Raw genomic sequence first — 16,508 nt, 5'->3', positions numbered from 1 at the left:
TCTCATGAAACGTATCATGCTAATTGGCCCCAGCCAGTGCGGTAAAACGTCGCTCACGCAGTGCATGCGCGGAGAGGTGCTTCACTATCAGAAGACCCAGGCCATAGTCTGGTCACCTACGACAATAGACACACCGGGTGAATATCTTGAGAACCGCTGCCTGTACAGTGCGCTGCTGGCCAGCGCCTGTGAAGCGGACATTATTGCGCTGGTACTCAATGCTGACGCGCCGTGGTCACCATTTTCTCCCGGTTTTACCGGACCAATGAACCGACCCGTTATTGGCCTCGTAACCAAAGCCGATTTAGCCAACCCGCAGCGTATTTCTCTTGTGAAGAGTTGGTTAGCTCAGGCTGGTGCGCAAAAAGTATTTGTCACCAGCGCGCTGGAGAATACCGGGGTCGATGAGATGTTCATTTTTCTGAATGCAAAGGAACCTTCATGTCTCACAAAATAATGGCCATTAACGCAGGTAGTTCCTCGCTTAAGTTTCAACTACTGGCGATGCCGCAGGGTGAAATGATCTGCCAGGGGTTGATAGAACGTATCGGTTTGTCTGATGCACTGGTCACCCTAAAAACGCCAGCGCAGAAATGGCAGGAGACTTTGCCCGTAGCCGATCACCGTGAAGCCGTAACGTTGCTTCTGGAAAAACTGCTCAACCACCACATTATCAGCAGTCTGGAAGAGATCGACGGCGTGGGCCACCGCGTCGCACACGGAGGGGAATCCTTTAAAGACTCCGCGCTGGTAACTGAAGAAACGCTGGCAGAAATCGAGCGCCTCGCGGAACTGGCCCCTCTGCATAACCCGGTAAATGCGTTGGGGATCGCGGTATTCCGCCAGCTATTGCCCAAAACGCCAGCCGTTGCGGTGTTCGACACCGCGTTTCATCAAACGCTTGATGAGCCTTCTTTCATCTATCCCCTGCCCTGGCGTTACTATGTCGAGTTGGGTATTCGTCGTTACGGTTTTCATGGTACCAGCCACAAATACGTTAGCTCACAGCTTGCTGAAAAACTGGGTGTGCCACTCAGCGCACTGCGCGTTGTTTGTTGTCATCTGGGCAACGGCAGCAGCATCTGCGCCATCAAAGGCGGACAATCGGTGAATACGTCAATGGGCTTTACACCACAATCTGGCGTGATGATGGGCACGCGAAGTGGCGATATTGATCCATCCATTTTGCCCTGGATAGCCCTGCGAGAAGGCAAAACACCCCAGCAGCTCAACCAATTGCTCAACAATGAGTCCGGATTGCTCGGTGTTTCTGGCATCTCACCTGACTACCGCGACGTTGAACATGCCGCAGATACGGGCAATCACCAGGCTGCGCTGGCGTTGACGCTTTTTGCTGAGCGCATTCGTGCCACCATTGGTAGCTATATTATGCAGATGGGCGGTCTGGATGCCCTGGTGTTTACCGGTGGTATTGGCGAAAACTCCGCACGGGCGCGCGCTGCGATTTGCCGTAACCTGAATTTCCTGGGTCTGGCCGTTGATGAGGAAAAAAATCAGCGTAATGCCACCTTCATTCAAACGGAAAATGCGATGGTCAAAGTAGCAGTGATTAATACCAATGAAGAGCTAATGATTGCGCAAGACGTTATGCGTTTAGCGATATCTGAAACTGTGACATTGGGCATTCCTGCATAATACTGCCGCACCGCAAATTGCGGCAAATCATGGTAATAGCGCGATCGCCATGACACTATGCGCCGAGGATTGCTGATCACATAGGTGAAGACGTGGCTGTTGCGCAATGTCCCGCATCGTGCGGAGAACTTATCCAGGGCTGGATTCTGGGCAGTGAGAAATTGGTCTCCTGCCCGGTTGAATGGTATAGCACCGTTGAGGTCACTTCAGGTTCACCGCTGACAGATGAACGTCCACTTTCGCGGGCAATGGTTGAGAGGTTATTGCTGCACTGGCAATACCCGGCACACATGAGTCAGGATATCCGAATAGATGTCCAGTCAACCATTCCTGTCGCTAAAGGGATGGCCAGCAGCACAGCGGATATCGCCGCCACGGCAATCGCCACGGCACAGTATCTGGGGCATCAGCTAGACGAATCCACTCTGGCTCAGCTTTGCGTTTCGCTGGAACCTACCGACAGCACCGTTTTCCGCCAGCTTACGCTGTTCGATCATAACGACGCCTCCACGCAAATTGCCTGTGAATCCCAGCCTCAACTCGATCTGCTGGTTCTCGAAAGTCCGGAAACCTTGCTTACTGCTGATTATCACCGTACTCCACGTCAGTCAGGGTTACTGGCGGGCGCCCCAGCCCTGAAACGCGCATGGGAAAAGTTACAGGAAGCCTGTATCAGTCAAAACCCTTATCGGATGGGCGAAGCCGCCACGCTGAGCGCGATCGCCAGCCAGTTACTGTTACCTAAACCAGATTTTGATTCACTATTAGCACTGGTAGAAGAATGTGATTTATACGGCGTCAACGTCGCGCACAGCGGCAGCGTCGTCGGTCTGATGCTCGACAGAAGGCGTCATGATGTGGACTACATTAAATGGATGCTGACGCAGAAAAAATTGACAGTGCACTGGCCGGAACAACATTTGTTGCGGATGGTAACTGGCGGGGTCGAACTGCAATAAGGGCCGCCGCTAAGCAGCGACCCAAACGAGCATAAAATCGTTACTCAGCTTTCGCATCGGCGTTTTTCACTTCGCCCATCGCTTTCAGCTTTTTAGAGATGTCGCGGCGCTCTTTAGAGATCTCAGCGTTTTTGATGATGTAATCATCAACACGATCTTCATAATCGCTTTTCATGCTGGCGATAATGCCCTGAATCGCTTCCACGCTCATTCCAGGCTTGATGTAGTCGCTCAGGTTGTCCAACAGCAGAACGCGTTTCTGGTTGTCACGGATCTTTTTCTCAACGTCCTGAATTTCACGTTGCAGTTTGTTTTTACGACGGAACAGACGAACAAATTCCAGCACGTCCTGGAAAGAAGGCTTGGTAGTTTCCATTTTTACACCCCTGATAATGTGAGATTCGGATTCGTTAAAACAACGGCTAAAGTGGGTCAACATTACTTTCATGCCCGCCATACTTCAAGTTGCATCTGCATCGACAATGCATGGTTGAAACCTGAATTATCGAGGGTAAAGCCATTGCAGTTACCAATGGTTTTAGCCTTTTTCGTATCATACCTCTAATCTTTGCTGAATCGAAGCAGCAGTAGAACCTATCGCCTCATCTGCTCTTTATTTGCGCAGCGCGCGACAGATTAAATGTGAGAGCAACTCCAGCTGTCGCGCCATTTCCATGTTCAACCAAACGTAGCCGTGAATGGGCGTTTCTGCGACATTATCGCCTTTATGCTCAGCAATGAGCTGACGCAACTCCGCCACGGTGTCATTGAGCTTTTCCGTATTGGCAAGCACCGGCTGCGGATTTCCTTCGTACAAGGCGTGGGTTATGGTCAGTAGCGCCTGCTGCGTCCTGAGCTGAGTTTCACGCAAAGTTTGTGCATTCAGCATGACAAAGTGGCTGGTGCGGCTGGCCCAAAGCGCATTAATTTGCAGCTCAAGCATGCAGACCAGATTGCGGTTAACCGTTTGAATAGCCTCAAAAATAGATTTTTGAATACGGGTTTCTTTACTGGCGGGAACGATGAGTCCGCGCATTTTGACAACGTCGCTTAAGAGCTGCTGTAAATGCTTCTCAAGCCGCGGTTGCTCAAGCAAATTAGGGGATAGCGCGGCCTGATACACCCGATTGTACCCCGTCACACAATGTGCCAATTGGATACGCCAGTGTATAAATGCCCGCTGCGGCCAGATGCCAGTAAACAGCATCGCCAGTAACGAACCCAAAATAACGTCGCCACCGCGCCATAACGCGGTATTCATATCTCCGGCAGGCGCCCCCACTACCACGGCAAGCGTAATGCCAATCAGCAGCGCCTGATACGGCCTTTTACCCAACGCCAACCAGCCACAGAGAAACATCGCCACCGCGCACCAGATCAGCATTAGCGGAAGCGAAAAGAGTTCCAGACGCAGGGCAATCAATCCAAGCACCGAGCCCAGGATCGTTCCGCCTATACGCTCAAACGCTCTGGGAACAACGTTACCCCAAAAAGAAATTGGCCCCATAATCACCACCAGCGTGATCAGAGGCCATGTACCTTCGGGAATGTTTAACAGGCGTACCAACAGAAAAGTAAGAAGAAACGCCAGCGCAATGCGAATGCCATGCACCACACGATAATGACGATACAAACGAATTTCAAAAGGACTCAGCGACTTATCTGCACGCACTCATGCACTCCGTCAGGGAATAGCAAAGAAGCGAATTGTACCTGTTTTTACGGTGAAAACATCATCCTGATGACCAGGACATTCATCCTGATTTACACCAAAAACAGTTACTTCAACTGTACCGGCACGTACATTTCAATGTCCCAGTAACCGTCCTCCATGCCGTTGTTCAGATAAACTTCAAAACAGGGTTTAGCGGCTATCGCATACGTCGAATCCTGCATCAGGCGCTCAAAAAACTGATACCACGGCGTCGCGAAGTCATGATTTTCAACGCGCGCAACGGCTATAGCATAGTCGCCACCTGCCAGCTCGGTCTGGATCACCCCTTCACTGTTTTCCGGGATCTCAAAACCTTCAGGCACAGACACCACGGTATCACAACGCAGTTTTTCCTCCGGAACAACGTCAGGATTGTCGTAATAAACGGCTATCCATTCCAGCGGTACGATCTGCTTACCGTCGACCCACATCATTAACTGTTCGAAACCTTGCTTTACCGTTTGTTCCCATGGTCCAACCATATGGAAACCGGCAATTATGCGTTTCTCGACCTGCTTTATCTCGTACTCCATATAACCTCCGTTATTACACTGTATTTATATACAGTGTAATTTTTAGATATGACGGCCACAAGGAATCAGTGATTATTATGTGAGCAGATTCGCACTCTTGCCAGTCAGGCACATCAGGAAAAACTACGCCTTATGGTGGAAGTAATCGCTCAAACGCGAGAAGACGCCGCCTTCGTTGACAGACTCCAGCGTAACCAGAGGCCAGTGCGCCACCAGTTTATCCCGATCGTAGAGTTCAATTTCCCCCACACGTTGATGGGCAGCAATGGGGGCAACCAGTTCTTTCTTATCAAGAACATATTTTGCCTTGATATTCGCGACTTCGGCTTTAGGCAGGGCCATCCAGAAATCCTGCTCTGTGCCAAGGCTAATTTTTTCTTTATCGCCATACCAGATCCGTTCAATACCGACCTGCTTACCGCTACGTAAAACCTGCACGGTATCGAAGTTCTGTTGTCCCCATTGCAGCAGTTTTCTCGCCTGGTCTTCACGCCCTTTCGCACTCTCCGCCCCCATCACAACCGCAATCAGGCGGCGCTGCCCATCAACAGCAGAAGCAATCAGGTTGAATCCAGCGCCGGAGGTATGCCCAGTCTTCAGACCGTCGACGTTCATGGTTTTATCCCACAACAAACCGTTACGGTTTTGCTGCGTGATTCCGTTCCAGGTAAGGCTTTTTTCACTGTACATATGGTAGAAATCCGGCTCTCCATGGATGATAGCTCGCGACAGCACGGCCAGATCGTAAGCTGAGCTATGCTGACCTGGCGCATCCAGACCATGTACCGTTTCAAAATGCGTGTCCCGCAGGTTCAACTTTTGCACATAGTTATTCATCATCGCGACAAACTGTGGCTGCCCTCCGGCGATGTAATCCGCCAGCGCCACACAGGCATCATTACCGGAATCAACAATTAACCCGCGACTCAGGTCGCGCACAGAAACGCGATCCCCTTCTTTCAGGAACATTAAGGATGAACCGACGAATACCGGATTATCTTTCGCCCAGGCGTCGCGCCCAACGGTGACAATATCTGTCGGACTAATACGCTTGCTGTCGATTGCGCGATCGACAACATAGCCAGTCATCAGCTTGGTCAGGCTGGCAGGGTTGCGCTGCTGGTGTTCATTTCCGGCTGTCAGGATTTGGCCCGTGGTGTAATCCATTAATACCCACGCTCCGGCATTAATCGCGGGTGGCTGTGGGGAAAAGCTTACGACCTCGGTCGCGTAAGCGGGCGAAAAACTCATCGCAAAGAGTGAAGCGGCAATAAACAAACAGCGTTTCAACAGCATGTCCTCAGGAAATGGAGAAATAGCCGTTCTTTTTACGGAAGTTCTGGCGAACAAACATGGATAAATTGCAAGAAAATGTGACATAAGGCACATTTTCTTGCTGTAAGGAAAGGTTTTCAGATATCAACCGCGGCGGGCATTACCCTTTACGCGGTGCTGTCTCTGCGTGATGGCTGCGATGACGATGATAGCCATCTATCATGCTGCGGAAAATTTGCCCCGGTGTGTCACCCAGCGTGCACAGGTAAATATGTGCACAGATGAACAGTAAGCCGACAATCGCCAACACCATATGCAGCACCAGCATCACAGGCCCTGCCCCTATCACCTGCGGGTAGAGACATAACAACCCGGTAATGATCAACAGCGGAACCAGCGCATACATGATGGCCAGATAAGCCAACTGTTGTAGCGGGTTAAATTTACTCTCTGCCGTTGCGGCAAACGGGTGCGGCTCACCTTTCATGATGCCATACAGATAAAATCGCGTTTGCAACAAGCAGCGTGATATCAACCCGTTAAACTTCACCCGATAATGACAACCGTTGCCGCTGGTTGCGTTGATTAGCACAAAACCAACCCAGAAGGCCAACAGGGCGAAACCGCACCAGGTATGTACCTGCACCATCAATGCCACCGGTCCAACAGAGAAGTGCCCAAACAGGCCACTCAGCAGAAGCAGGATAAAAAGCAGCGCATTACCCCAGTGCCAGCGGCGAACTGCCAGCGAATAGAGGTAATCCCGATGTTCTTCTCCAGTTGCTGTTTTGGGTGACAACATCCGACGTAACAGCGCGTGTATAACCAGGCCCGCAATCATCAGCACAATAACAACGCCTGCATAAATGAGCCACAGCGGCCAGTAGTCCGGCGCATAGTTAAGCTCTGCTCCCCAGATAGAATTCATGCTTTACCCTCCTGATGGATCTCTTTACGCCGATAAACACTCACCGGGCCGCTACGCGTATCCTGCTGGCGATAAACCTCTTTTTGATTTATCCAGTGCTGAATTTCCGGGTCGTCACGACGACCAAATTTCAGCGCATCCGTCGGGCAAACGGAAACGCAGGCGGGCGATTGTCCAGTCTCCAGTCGGGTATCTGCACAGAAGTTACATTTGTCGGCAATTCCCGTTTGCGGATTGAGATAACGGACGTGGAACGGACAAGCGGCAACGCAATAGTCACAGCCAATACAGCGAGACTTATCCACTTGCACAATGCCATTTTCGTCGCGAAATGACGCACCGGTCGGACAAACGCTGACACACGGCGCATCTTCACAATGCTGACAGGAAACGCGAACAAACTGGAAGTGGGATAGCACCTCGGGTTCATGTTCGGGTGAACGGATCTGCACCTGTAGACGGCTAAATCCCTCTGGCACATCATTCAAAACTTTGCAGGCAACCGTACATGCCTGACAGCCGATACAGCGTTTCTCGTCATGCAGCATGACATAAGGGTTTGTTGATTGATTCATGATGTTCTCCTTTCTCATGCCCGACGAAGCGTAACGCCAGCGGTGTGGACCACCGTACCGGAAACCGGACTGGTGACATGCGGAAGCAAATTACCGCAATGGATACCGTGCGTTGTCGCCGCGGTTTTGGCTCCCGCCTTGGCGCCAAACCCCATATAAACAAACAGCGTATCGGGCCGAATTCCGGCGGTGACCAGCGCTTTGCCTTTTTCCTTGCCGGTCGCATTTTCCAGCCAGATGTCATCGCCGCTTTTGATGCCTTTTTCACGGGCCGTTTGCGGGTGGATCCACACCGCGTTGTCCCACATCAACTCGCTAAGCAGTGGCACGTATTGCGTCGCACCGTTGGTATGAACCGCCACTTTTCCCTGGATAAAATAGAGCTCACTATCGCCTTTGAGCGCAAAATTGCGCGCGCGCGGAATACCGTAGCCAGGCAGGAGCGTCTCCAGCTCTTCAGAATAAAGCTCTATTTTTCCTGAAGGGGATTTAAAGCGCAGTTGCTCGCCATAGGTACCGTCGCTGTCAACCGACACCGCGCCCGGATAGCGTTCCACAAACTGACGCACCGCTTCAGGTTCACGCAGCAGTAACGGAACACCCCACTCCCGATACCCTTTCTCACGCAGTTCAGCAGACAGCGCATGATCGCCATTAAGCTGGTATAACTGACGCGTTTGCATATCCTGCCATGGGTAGAATTGCCCAAGGCCTAACTGCACGGCCAGCTCTTTCCAGATTTGCCAGCTTGGACGCGCATCACCAATAGGTTCTACTACCTGCTGGCGCAGGGCATAGGCTGGATTCAGACCCGACATGTCTGAAACTTCTTCATCGCGCTCAAGGTAAGTACATTCAGGCAAAAGGTAGTCGGCATACGCCGCGCTTTCGCTTAGATAAACATCACAACTGACCACAAGGTCGAGCTGTTCAACGGTTTTGACCAGATCCGGTCGGCAGGTAACGGTTTGGAAAGGGTTGTGTCGGGACATAATCCATCCCTTCACCGGATAAGGCGTCTGGTTTAACACAGCATCAATGATGCTTTGCACCACACCACCGCCCGCCGCGATGTACTTAAACTGCGGGGCTACCAGATCGATACGCTGCGCCGTTTGCTTGGGTAATTTGACATCGGGTTTTGCCAGCACCGGAGCGACCTTCTCTCCGGCCAGCTTATTATAAGTTGCCGCCGCTTTTTTCTGGTATAAACCGCCTTCACGCTCAATATTGCCAAGCAGCACATTGAGGGTAAAAATCATGCGCCGCATATCAATTTCTTCTTGCGAGAACGTCGCACGATGGCCCGGGCTGACGATAGCATGAGGCGCGCAGGCGGCCATTTCTCGGGTGACCCGAACAATGACATCAGCAGGCACATCAGCTTGCTTTTGCGCCCATTCCGGCGTGGTCTCTTGTACTGCTTCTGCCAGTTGGTCAAACCCTGTGGTGTAGCGCGCAACGAAGTCCGCGTCATACAATTTTTCATTGATCATGACGTGACACATGGCCATCAACACCGGCAAGTCGCCGCCCGGTTTGAGCGCATGCCATTCATCCGCCTTGCTGGAGAAGACGGACAGACGAGGGTCGAAGCTGACCATTTTTGCGCCCTTTTCCTGCGCCATCATCAGTTCATGCGTTTCGGCAACCTCAATTCCTTCATAAAGGTTGTGACCAAAAGAGACCATATAACGGGTATTGGCGATATCCATGGCCAAATCGCCGCCCATCATCACTTTGGCGGCAATCGATTTTCCGGCCGGGCATGTCGACGCGTGCGTAAAGGTGTTTGGCGATCCGAAAGCCGTCGCCAGTTGAAATAAATGCCCTGAAAGCGAACCGGATTTAGAAGAAAACACGACGCCCTGAGGACCATGCTGCGTTTTGATTGCCGTCATTTTTTCGGCAATTTCTTTATACGCTTGTTCCCAGCTAATAACCTGCCATTCTCCGCTCCCGCGAGGTCCTGTGCGTTTCATGGGTTTAACAATACGGTGCGGGTCGTTGACCAGGCTAACGCCGCTGCCGCCACGAGCGCAGACACGTGTCCCTTGCTGGGGCGCATTAGGGTTCCCTTGAATAAAAACCGTTTTATTATTAATTACCTGTGCCTGTATCGGGCAACGATAAGAACACATTTCACACAAACTTGGCGTCAGGGATGTTTTCCCCTTAATGCTCTCTGGAGAATTACGCGCCAGTGCGCCTGGCGGAAAACTTCCTATCGCGCAGGCAGAGCAACCTATACCTACTCCTCGCAAAAAATTACGCCGACTAATGCTCATATAACCTCCTGTTATTAGATATATCCAATGATTATATGGCGTTTAGAATATTTATTTTTTACATCAATCACATTTCATTACAATGCATGACAGCGAATTGACACAAATAAAAACTCTTTGTTTATAAAAGACTTTTAAAGTTTCCAGAACACAATAAAAGAAGAAGAAAATAACAATAATGGTTATCAATTAGATTGTTTACAAATCCGCAACTCCAAGATATTTTATTTCCGTAATTTATTTTAACAGTGCGGAATTTATTTATTAATTCTATAAAAGTCCTGTTTATCTCAACTTTATTGCGTACACAATCCAGCTTCGATAATACCATAGCTGATTATCTCACTATTTTTTGGTATTCTTGGACGAGCGCTAAATTGATCCCGGACATAACTGAACAATGAATGACGGCAAGCAGCAACCTGGTTTTCTCTTCCACGATTACGAGACCTTTGGCACCCATCCGGCGCTGGACAGACCCGCGCAATTTGCGGCTATCCGCACAGATAATGATTTCAACATCATCGGTGAACCAGAAGTCTTTTATTGCAAACCCGCGGACGATTATCTGCCGCAGCCTGAGGCGGTGTTGATTACGGGTATCACACCGCAGGAAGCACGTGAAAAGGGAGAGAATGAAGCCGCTTTTGCCGCGCGCATCCACGCCCTGTTCACCGTGCCGAAAACCTGTATCCTGGGCTATAACAACGTGCGCTTCGATGATGAGGTGACGCGCAACATCCTGTATCGTAATTTCTACGATCCCTATGCCTGGAGTTGGCAGAACGATAATTCGCGCTGGGATCTGCTGGATGTGATGCGCGCCTGCTATGCCCTGCGCCCTGAAGGCATTAACTGGCCGGAAAACGACGACGGCTTACCCAGCTTCCGCCTGGAGCATTTGACTAAAGCCAACGGTATTGAGCATGCCAATGCTCACGATGCGATGGCGGACGTATACGCCACGATCGCAATGGCGCAATTAGTGAAGTCGCGCCAGCCGCGTCTGTTTGATTATCTCTACAGCCATCGTAATAAGCACAAGCTGGCCGCACTGGTTGATGTCCCGCAAATGAAACCGCTGGTCCATGTCTCTGGTATGTTCGGCGCATGGCGCGGTAACACCAGTTGGGTGGCGCCATTGGCGTGGCATCCGGAGAATCGTAACGCGGTTATTATGGTCGACTTAGCTGGTGATATTTCGCCGCTGCTCGAACTCGACAGCGACGCCCTGCGCGAGCGGCTCTACACGTCTAAAGCAGATCTGGGTGATAACCCGGCCGTACCGGTTAAATTGGTGCACATCAACAAATGCCCGGTACTGGCACAGGCGAATACCCTGCGTCCGGAAGACGCCGACCGCCTTGGCATTAACCGCCAGCATTGTCTGGATAATCTTAAAGTTCTGCGCGAAAACCCGCAGATACGCGACAAAGTGGTCGCGATCTTTGCCGATGCGGAACCCTTTACTCCATCAGATAACGTGGATGCCCAACTGTACAACGGCTTTTTCAGCGATGCTGACCGTGCGGCGATGAAAATCGTTCTGGAAACCGAACCACGCAATTTACCGGCGCTGGATATCTCCTTTGTCGATAAGCGCATTGAAAAACTGTTGTTTAATTACCGTGCACGTAACTTCCCGGGAACGCTGGACGAAGCTGAACAGCAGCGCTGGCTGGACCATCGTCGCCAGGTATTCACACCGGAGTTTTTGCAAAATTATGCCAATGAATTGCAGCTATTGAGCCAGCAATATGCGGATAACAAAGAAAAGTTGATGCTGCTGAAATCACTCTGGCAGTATGCCGAAGAGATTGTATAAATCCCACGTATAAAAAAACGGAGAACATGTCTCCGTTTTTTTTCAGCTAAATGCAGTTATTACGCGATATCTTCGTCGTACTGTGGGACCGGGTTGCGGAAGCTTTTGGTCACGCAAGCAAGGTAGATCAGACCGATACCCGCCCAGATCAGGCCCAGCACCATTGAGCTTTCTTCCAGGTTCACCCACAGCGCGCCAACGGTCAGCGCACCGCACATTGGCAGGAACAGGTACTGGAAGTGATCTTTCAGCGTCTTGTTACGCTTCTCACGGATCCAGAACTGGGAGATTACCGACAGGTTAACGAAGGTAAATGCCACCAGCGCACCAAAGTTAATCAGCGCCGTCGCCATCACCAGGTCGAAGTTGATTGCCAACAGAGCAATCGCCCCAACCAGAATGATGTTCATGGACGGAGTACGCCATTTCGGGTGTACATAACCGAAGAAGCTTTTCGGGAATACGCCGTCACGACCCATCACGTACATCAGACGCGCAACGCCTGCATGCGCCGCCATACCGGACGCCAGTACGGTAATGGTAGAGAAAATCAGCGCGCCGACCTGGAAGAACTTACCGGCAACATACAGCATGATTTCCGGCTGCGAAGCATCTGGATCCTTAAAGCGCGAAATATCCGGGAAGTACAACTGCAACAGATAGGTGGAGACGATAAAGATCAGGCCACCAATCAGCGCAGTCAGGAAAATCGCACGCGGGATCACGCGCTCAGCGTCTTTGGTTTCTTCTGACAGGTTGCTGATACCGTCAAAACCGGTGAACGAGAAGCACAGGATGGTCGCACCGGTGATCATCGGGATCACGTGCGCATCACCGGACCAGAATGGACGGCTGCTCACCAGCGTACCGGCACCTTCCCCTTCGAACACGCCATAAACGACCATGCCGAGGATCACCGCAATCAGCACCACCTGCAACAACACGATCACGGTGTTGAAATTCGCAACGGATTTAAGGCTGCGCAGGTTGAAGGCGGTCATAAAGGCCACCAGCGCCACCACGAACATCCACGATGGAATCGAGGGCACCAGCGCTTCAAAATAAATTTTCGCCAACAGAATGTTGATCATCGGGGCGAACAGGTAGTCCAGCAGTGATGACCAACCCACCATAAAGCCAACTGTCGGACTAATGGATTTCTGGGCGTAAGTGTAGGCAGAGCCTGCAGACGGATAGCGGCGTACCAGTTTACCGTAGCTCAGTGCGGTAAAGAGGATGGCGATCAGTGCAAAGGCGTAAGCTGTCGGGACGTGACCATCGGTCATTCCTGATACGATACCGAATGTATCGAACAGCGTCATCGGCTGCATATAGGCAAGGCCCATCATGACAACCGGAACCAGCGTAAGCGTTTTACGTAATTCCACGCGAGAGGTGTTTGGAGTAGCGTTATGCGACATGGTTATCCCCCATTACGGCGAAAACCGTCGCGTAAGCAAAAAATTGCCCCATTTTTTGTTAATCCTCAGCGACAACAACTGTCGATTTTTAAGTAAGTATCTATCCGGTACGAAGCCCGGCCTCTTTTATGAATGATTGGTTTGATGCAAAAAAATAACCGACGCGTATTAAAACGTCGGTTAATGTCATTTTTTGCAAGCGGCGTATTTTGCACTAAATTGGGGAGAAATAACAAGAGATTGAAGTGGCCACAAAAGAATATTTTTTCTTAACTGATTGATTTGTCAGCAGCCGTTTTAACATACACCCCCGCAATAGCACTATTTGCTAAAATTTCATCTCGCCACCAGGCACTGGCCAACCCGGCGGTCTGTTCATTCCAGCCTATCCACACGGGTTCAAGGACAATTTGCGCGACCACTTTTTTCTCAATCAGTGCGCCGCTCTCCAGAAATCGCTGCGCCAGATAGCGCGGAATATAGCCACATCCCAGGCCGCTGATTTGTAGTTCCAGCTTGGTTTTGAAGTCAAAAACGGTAATGGCTTCCTGATCGTCAAGCACCTGAGAACCTGAGACATTGGCATGCTGCGCATTGTCGCCCACTACAATGGCGCGAAAACGGCGAATAGTGCGACGATTTAACGGTTCCTGTTCCTGCGCCAGCGGGTGATGCGGCGCAACCACAAACACCTGTTCCAGAACCCCCAGCCGTGCAAAGCCAAATTCGCTCGCTGCAGGGGGTTCATGCATGGCACCGACAATAATATCCGCCCGGCCCTGAATGAGGGCATCCCATGAGCCGCCCAGCACGCCATTGATAAATTTCAGACGCGTCACGCTGTGATGTTGATAGAAAGACTCGATGAGTGGGGCCAGCAATGAAAAGGGAAAGGTATCATCTACGCCAATAACCAGTTCATTCTCCCAGCCTTCGTGTAGTTTAATGGCCTGCTTTTCGAGTTCACGGACGGTATGCAGCACCTCCCGCCCCTTTTCCAGCAGCATCTGTCCGGTGCGGGTGAACTTAGCCCGGTGCCCGCTGCGATCGAGTATCTGAATATTAAGATCGCTTTCCAGCTTATGGACGGTGTAGCTAAGCGCAGACGGCGTCTTAAATAATTTTGCCGACGCCGCCGCGAAACTGCCCTCTTTTTCTAAGGCATCGAGGATGATAAGAACGTCCAGCAGTGGTTTCATACTCGCCCCCTGGCGGTATACAGCGGCACTCTGCTGGCTTGTCACTCCATCGGCATCACCAGCGGATCAGGATACTGGTACTCAAACCCAAGCTCATTACAAATACGGTTGCCATCAATGACTTTACCTTTACCGTTATCCGTACCGTCGCGAAATTCCGGCGGCTCCATCCCCAACTGGCGGGCCATCTGCGGATAGAACACGTTACGCGCCGGATGCATAGGCGCACATATATTATAGATGTGTCCCCCTTTAGGCGCTTGCAGCAGTAACGTGATAGCAGAAACCACATCGTCCAGATGCACCAGATTGACGCCATGATGTCCGTCTGGCGCCGTCTTGCCGGCAAAAAAGCGACCAGGATGTCTTCCCGGACCAACTAACCCGGCCAGACGCAAAATATCCACCGACGTGCCAGGTAAATTGTGCAACCAGTCTTCAAGTTCTTTCAGAACACGGCCACTTGCTGTGACCGGATTACGCGGCGTCCCCTCTTTCACTGTTCCTTGAACGTCACCATAGACTGACGTCGAACTGGTAAAAATAATCCGCGGGATCCGATACGCCAGCGCGCTGTCGACCAGTTCCTGCATTGCCTGCAGGTAAAATGCTTCCCCAGGACCGCTACGGCGTGCAGGCAGCGTAATAACCAACGCATCGGCGTCCATCAGTGCGTCGAGATCGTCAGCCTCACAGACCAGTTCAGGTTCCAGGCGCAGCGAGTAACTCTCGATACCGCTCATGCGGGCCGCTTCCACCCCATCCAATGTGGTTTTGCTGCCGGTAACCTGCCAGCCTCTCGCCGCCAGCGACATGGCTAACGGCATGCCTAACCAACCTAATCCGACAATTGCGACCTTTTTCATGCCTTCTCTCCTGACTTTTGGCCTATAACGCAAGGCTACGCCAGCCCACGGTGGCTGACAATTCATAGTATCAATATGAAATGAATTAATGATCAAAAAAAGCCCTTGCTTTCCGTAGCTAAAGTGGTTTAGGTTAAAAGACATCAAATGAATAAACATTCATCGAGAAAATTTATGACACGCGCTCAATTCAAACACCATCATCACCATCATCCTGACTAGTCTTTCAGGCGATGTGTGCTGGGAGACATTTAAATCTTCCAGCGGTGCATGAGCGTATGAGAAAGCCCCCGGAAGATTTCTTCCGGGGGCTTTTTTTTTGTGCGTGACCCAAACTGATTCAGACAGGATAACGAGGAATAAAGAATGTTAGACAACACCCGTTTACGCATAGCTATGCAGAAATCTGGCCGTTTAAGCGATGATTCACGCGAATTGCTGGCCCGTTGCGGTATTAAAATTAATCTTCACACCCAGCGCCTGATTGCAATGGCAGAGAATATGCCTATCGATATTCTGCGCGTACGTGATGACGATATCCCGGGTCTGGTGATGGATGGCGTTGTTGACCTCGGCATCATCGGGGAAAACGTTCTCGAAGAGGAACTGCTCAACCGCCGCGCACAGGGTGAAGACCCTCGCTATTTTACCCTGCGCCGTCTTGACTTCGGCGGCTGCCGTCTCTCGCTGGCTACCCCGGTTGATGAAGCCTGGGATGGCCCGGCAGCGCTGAACGGTAAGCGTATCGCTACCTCTTACCCACACCTGCTCAAACGCTATCTCGATCAGAAAGGGGTGTCGTTTAAATCCTGTCTGTTGAATGGCTCTGTAGAAGTCGCACCTCGTGCAGGCCTGGCAGATGCGATTTGCGATCTGGTGTCCACCGGCGCAACGCTTGAAGCCAACGGTCTGCGTGAAGTGGAAGTCATTTACCGCTCTAAAGCCTGCCTGATTCAGCGCGACGGCGAAATGGCCGAAGCCAAGCAACAACTGATCGACAAACTGCTGACCCGTATCCAGGGGGTGATTCAGGCACGCGAATCCAAATACATCATGATGCACGCGCCGAGCGAGCGTCTGGACGAAGTTATCGCCCTGCTGCCTGGCGCTGAGCGTCCGACCATTCTGCCGCTGGCCGGCGACCAGCAGCGTGTTGCCATGCACATGGTCAGCAGCGAAACCCTGTTCTGGGAAACAATGGAAAAACTGAAAGCGCTCGGTGCCAGCTCAATTCTGGTGCTGCCAATTGAGAAGATGATGGAGTGATAG

General features: G+C 51.3%; 16 protein-coding genes, 1 pseudogene and 1 other annotated feature. Of the genes and pseudogenes, 6 read left to right on the top strand and 11 right to left on the bottom strand.

The window, feature by feature from the left end; translation table 11 throughout:
• Positions 1–4: 4 nt before the first annotated feature.
• From pduV to OGV57_RS19585, 3 genes are all read left to right on the top strand, one after another.
• Positions 5–457, top strand: coding sequence for a propanediol utilization protein PduV (gene pduV, locus OGV57_RS19595; protein ID WP_054528533.1), 453 nt, complete (start codon positions 5–7; stop codon positions 455–457).
• The gene (locus tag OGV57_RS19590; protein ID WP_054528534.1) at positions 442–1,656 is read left to right on the top strand and encodes an acetate/propionate family kinase; all 1,215 of its coding nucleotides are present in this window, start codon (positions 442–444) and stop codon (positions 1,654–1,656) included. The genes pduV and OGV57_RS19590 overlap by 16 nt, the downstream gene beginning before the upstream one ends.
• Positions 1,657–1,748: 92 nt before the next feature.
• Positions 1,749–2,615, top strand: coding sequence for a GHMP family kinase ATP-binding protein (locus OGV57_RS19585; protein WP_054528535.1), 867 nt, complete (start codon positions 1,749–1,751; stop codon positions 2,613–2,615).
• Positions 2,616–2,655: 40 nt separating this feature from the next.
• On the opposite strand, the gene OGV57_RS19580 is transcribed toward OGV57_RS19585, so the two are convergent.
• The 7 genes from OGV57_RS19580 to phsA form a co-directional block, all read right to left on the bottom strand.
• A complete protein-coding gene (locus tag OGV57_RS19580) occupies positions 2,656–2,991 on the bottom strand; it encodes a DUF496 family protein (protein ID WP_003030187.1) in 336 nt (111 codons plus the stop codon).
• A gap of 237 nt (positions 2,992–3,228) precedes the next feature.
• The gene (locus tag OGV57_RS19575) at positions 3,229–4,287 is read right to left on the bottom strand and encodes an FUSC family protein (RefSeq protein WP_003844262.1); all 1,059 of its coding nucleotides are present in this window, start codon (positions 4,285–4,287) and stop codon (positions 3,229–3,231) included.
• Between the two features lie 107 nt (positions 4,288–4,394).
• On the bottom strand, positions 4,395–4,862 hold the full coding sequence (sbmC, locus tag OGV57_RS19570; RefSeq protein WP_003844264.1) for a DNA gyrase inhibitor SbmC: 468 nt from the start codon (positions 4,860–4,862) through the stop codon (positions 4,395–4,397).
• Positions 4,863–4,985: 123 nt separating this feature from the next.
• A complete protein-coding gene (gene dacD / locus OGV57_RS19565) occupies positions 4,986–6,158 on the bottom strand; it encodes a serine-type D-Ala-D-Ala carboxypeptidase DacD (protein ID WP_054528536.1) in 1,173 nt (390 codons plus the stop codon).
• Between the two features lie 139 nt (positions 6,159–6,297).
• Positions 6,298–7,065, bottom strand: a complete 768-nt coding sequence (gene phsC, locus OGV57_RS19560; RefSeq protein ID WP_003838979.1) for a thiosulfate reductase cytochrome B subunit — start codon at positions 7,063–7,065, stop codon at positions 6,298–6,300.
• Positions 7,062–7,640: a thiosulfate reductase electron transport protein PhsB gene (gene phsB / locus OGV57_RS19555; RefSeq protein WP_003844270.1), complete on the bottom strand. Its 579-nt coding sequence runs from the start codon at positions 7,638–7,640 to the stop codon at positions 7,062–7,064. Before phsB ends, phsC begins: the two co-directional genes overlap by 4 nt.
• Before the next feature lie 14 nt (positions 7,641–7,654).
• Positions 7,655–9,928, bottom strand: coding sequence for a thiosulfate reductase PhsA (phsA, locus tag OGV57_RS19550; protein WP_054528537.1), 2,274 nt, complete (start codon positions 9,926–9,928; stop codon positions 7,655–7,657).
• Positions 9,929–10,328: 400 nt separating this feature from the next.
• Here phsA and sbcB point away from each other — a divergent pair, with 400 nt between their 5' ends.
• A complete protein-coding gene (gene sbcB, locus OGV57_RS19545) occupies positions 10,329–11,753 on the top strand; it encodes an exodeoxyribonuclease I (RefSeq protein WP_003838973.1) in 1,425 nt (474 codons plus the stop codon).
• Positions 11,754–11,812: 59 nt separating this feature from the next.
• Here sbcB and plaP read toward each other — a convergent pair whose 3' ends face one another.
• The 4 genes and pseudogenes from plaP to OGV57_RS19530 all read right to left on the bottom strand — a co-directional run bounded on the left by plaP (position 11,813) and on the right by OGV57_RS19530 (position 15,239).
• On the bottom strand, positions 11,813–13,174 hold the full coding sequence (gene plaP / locus OGV57_RS19540; RefSeq protein ID WP_048218046.1) for a putrescine/proton symporter PlaP: 1,362 nt from the start codon (positions 13,172–13,174) through the stop codon (positions 11,813–11,815).
• Entirely contained in the window at positions 13,164–13,226 is a 63-nt protein-coding gene (gene yoeI, locus OGV57_RS23720; RefSeq protein WP_099045591.1) for a membrane protein YoeI, read from the bottom strand. Before yoeI ends, plaP begins: the two co-directional genes overlap by 11 nt.
• Before the next feature lie 162 nt (positions 13,227–13,388).
• A pseudogene (locus OGV57_RS19535) lies at positions 13,389–14,373 on the bottom strand (LysR family transcriptional regulator).
• Between the two features lie 41 nt (positions 14,374–14,414).
• Positions 14,415–15,239 (bottom strand): SDR family oxidoreductase, encoded by an 825-nt coding sequence (locus OGV57_RS19530; RefSeq protein ID WP_003030163.1) that lies wholly within the window; start codon positions 15,237–15,239, stop codon positions 14,415–14,417.
• A 174-nt stretch (positions 15,240–15,413) separates the two neighbouring features.
• Here OGV57_RS19530 and hisL point away from each other — a divergent pair, with 174 nt between their 5' ends.
• On the top strand, positions 15,414–15,461 hold the full coding sequence (gene hisL, locus OGV57_RS19525) for a his operon leader peptide (protein ID WP_100250077.1): 48 nt from the start codon (positions 15,414–15,416) through the stop codon (positions 15,459–15,461).
• Positions 15,437–15,559 (top strand) — a sequence feature (His leader region). It overlaps the preceding gene by 25 nt.
• Before the next feature lie 46 nt (positions 15,560–15,605).
• On the top strand, positions 15,606–16,505 hold the full coding sequence (gene hisG, locus OGV57_RS19520) for an ATP phosphoribosyltransferase (protein ID WP_003834191.1): 900 nt from the start codon (positions 15,606–15,608) through the stop codon (positions 16,503–16,505).
• The last annotated feature ends 3 nt before the right edge of the window (positions 16,506–16,508 follow it).

This window comes from Citrobacter sp. Cf087 (assembly GCF_030334285.1).
In the GTDB taxonomy this organism is placed as follows: domain Bacteria; phylum Pseudomonadota; class Gammaproteobacteria; order Enterobacterales; family Enterobacteriaceae; genus Citrobacter; species Citrobacter freundii.
Note: the sequence above shows the minus strand (reverse complement) of the source record. Positions and strands in the feature narration are given on the sequence as shown.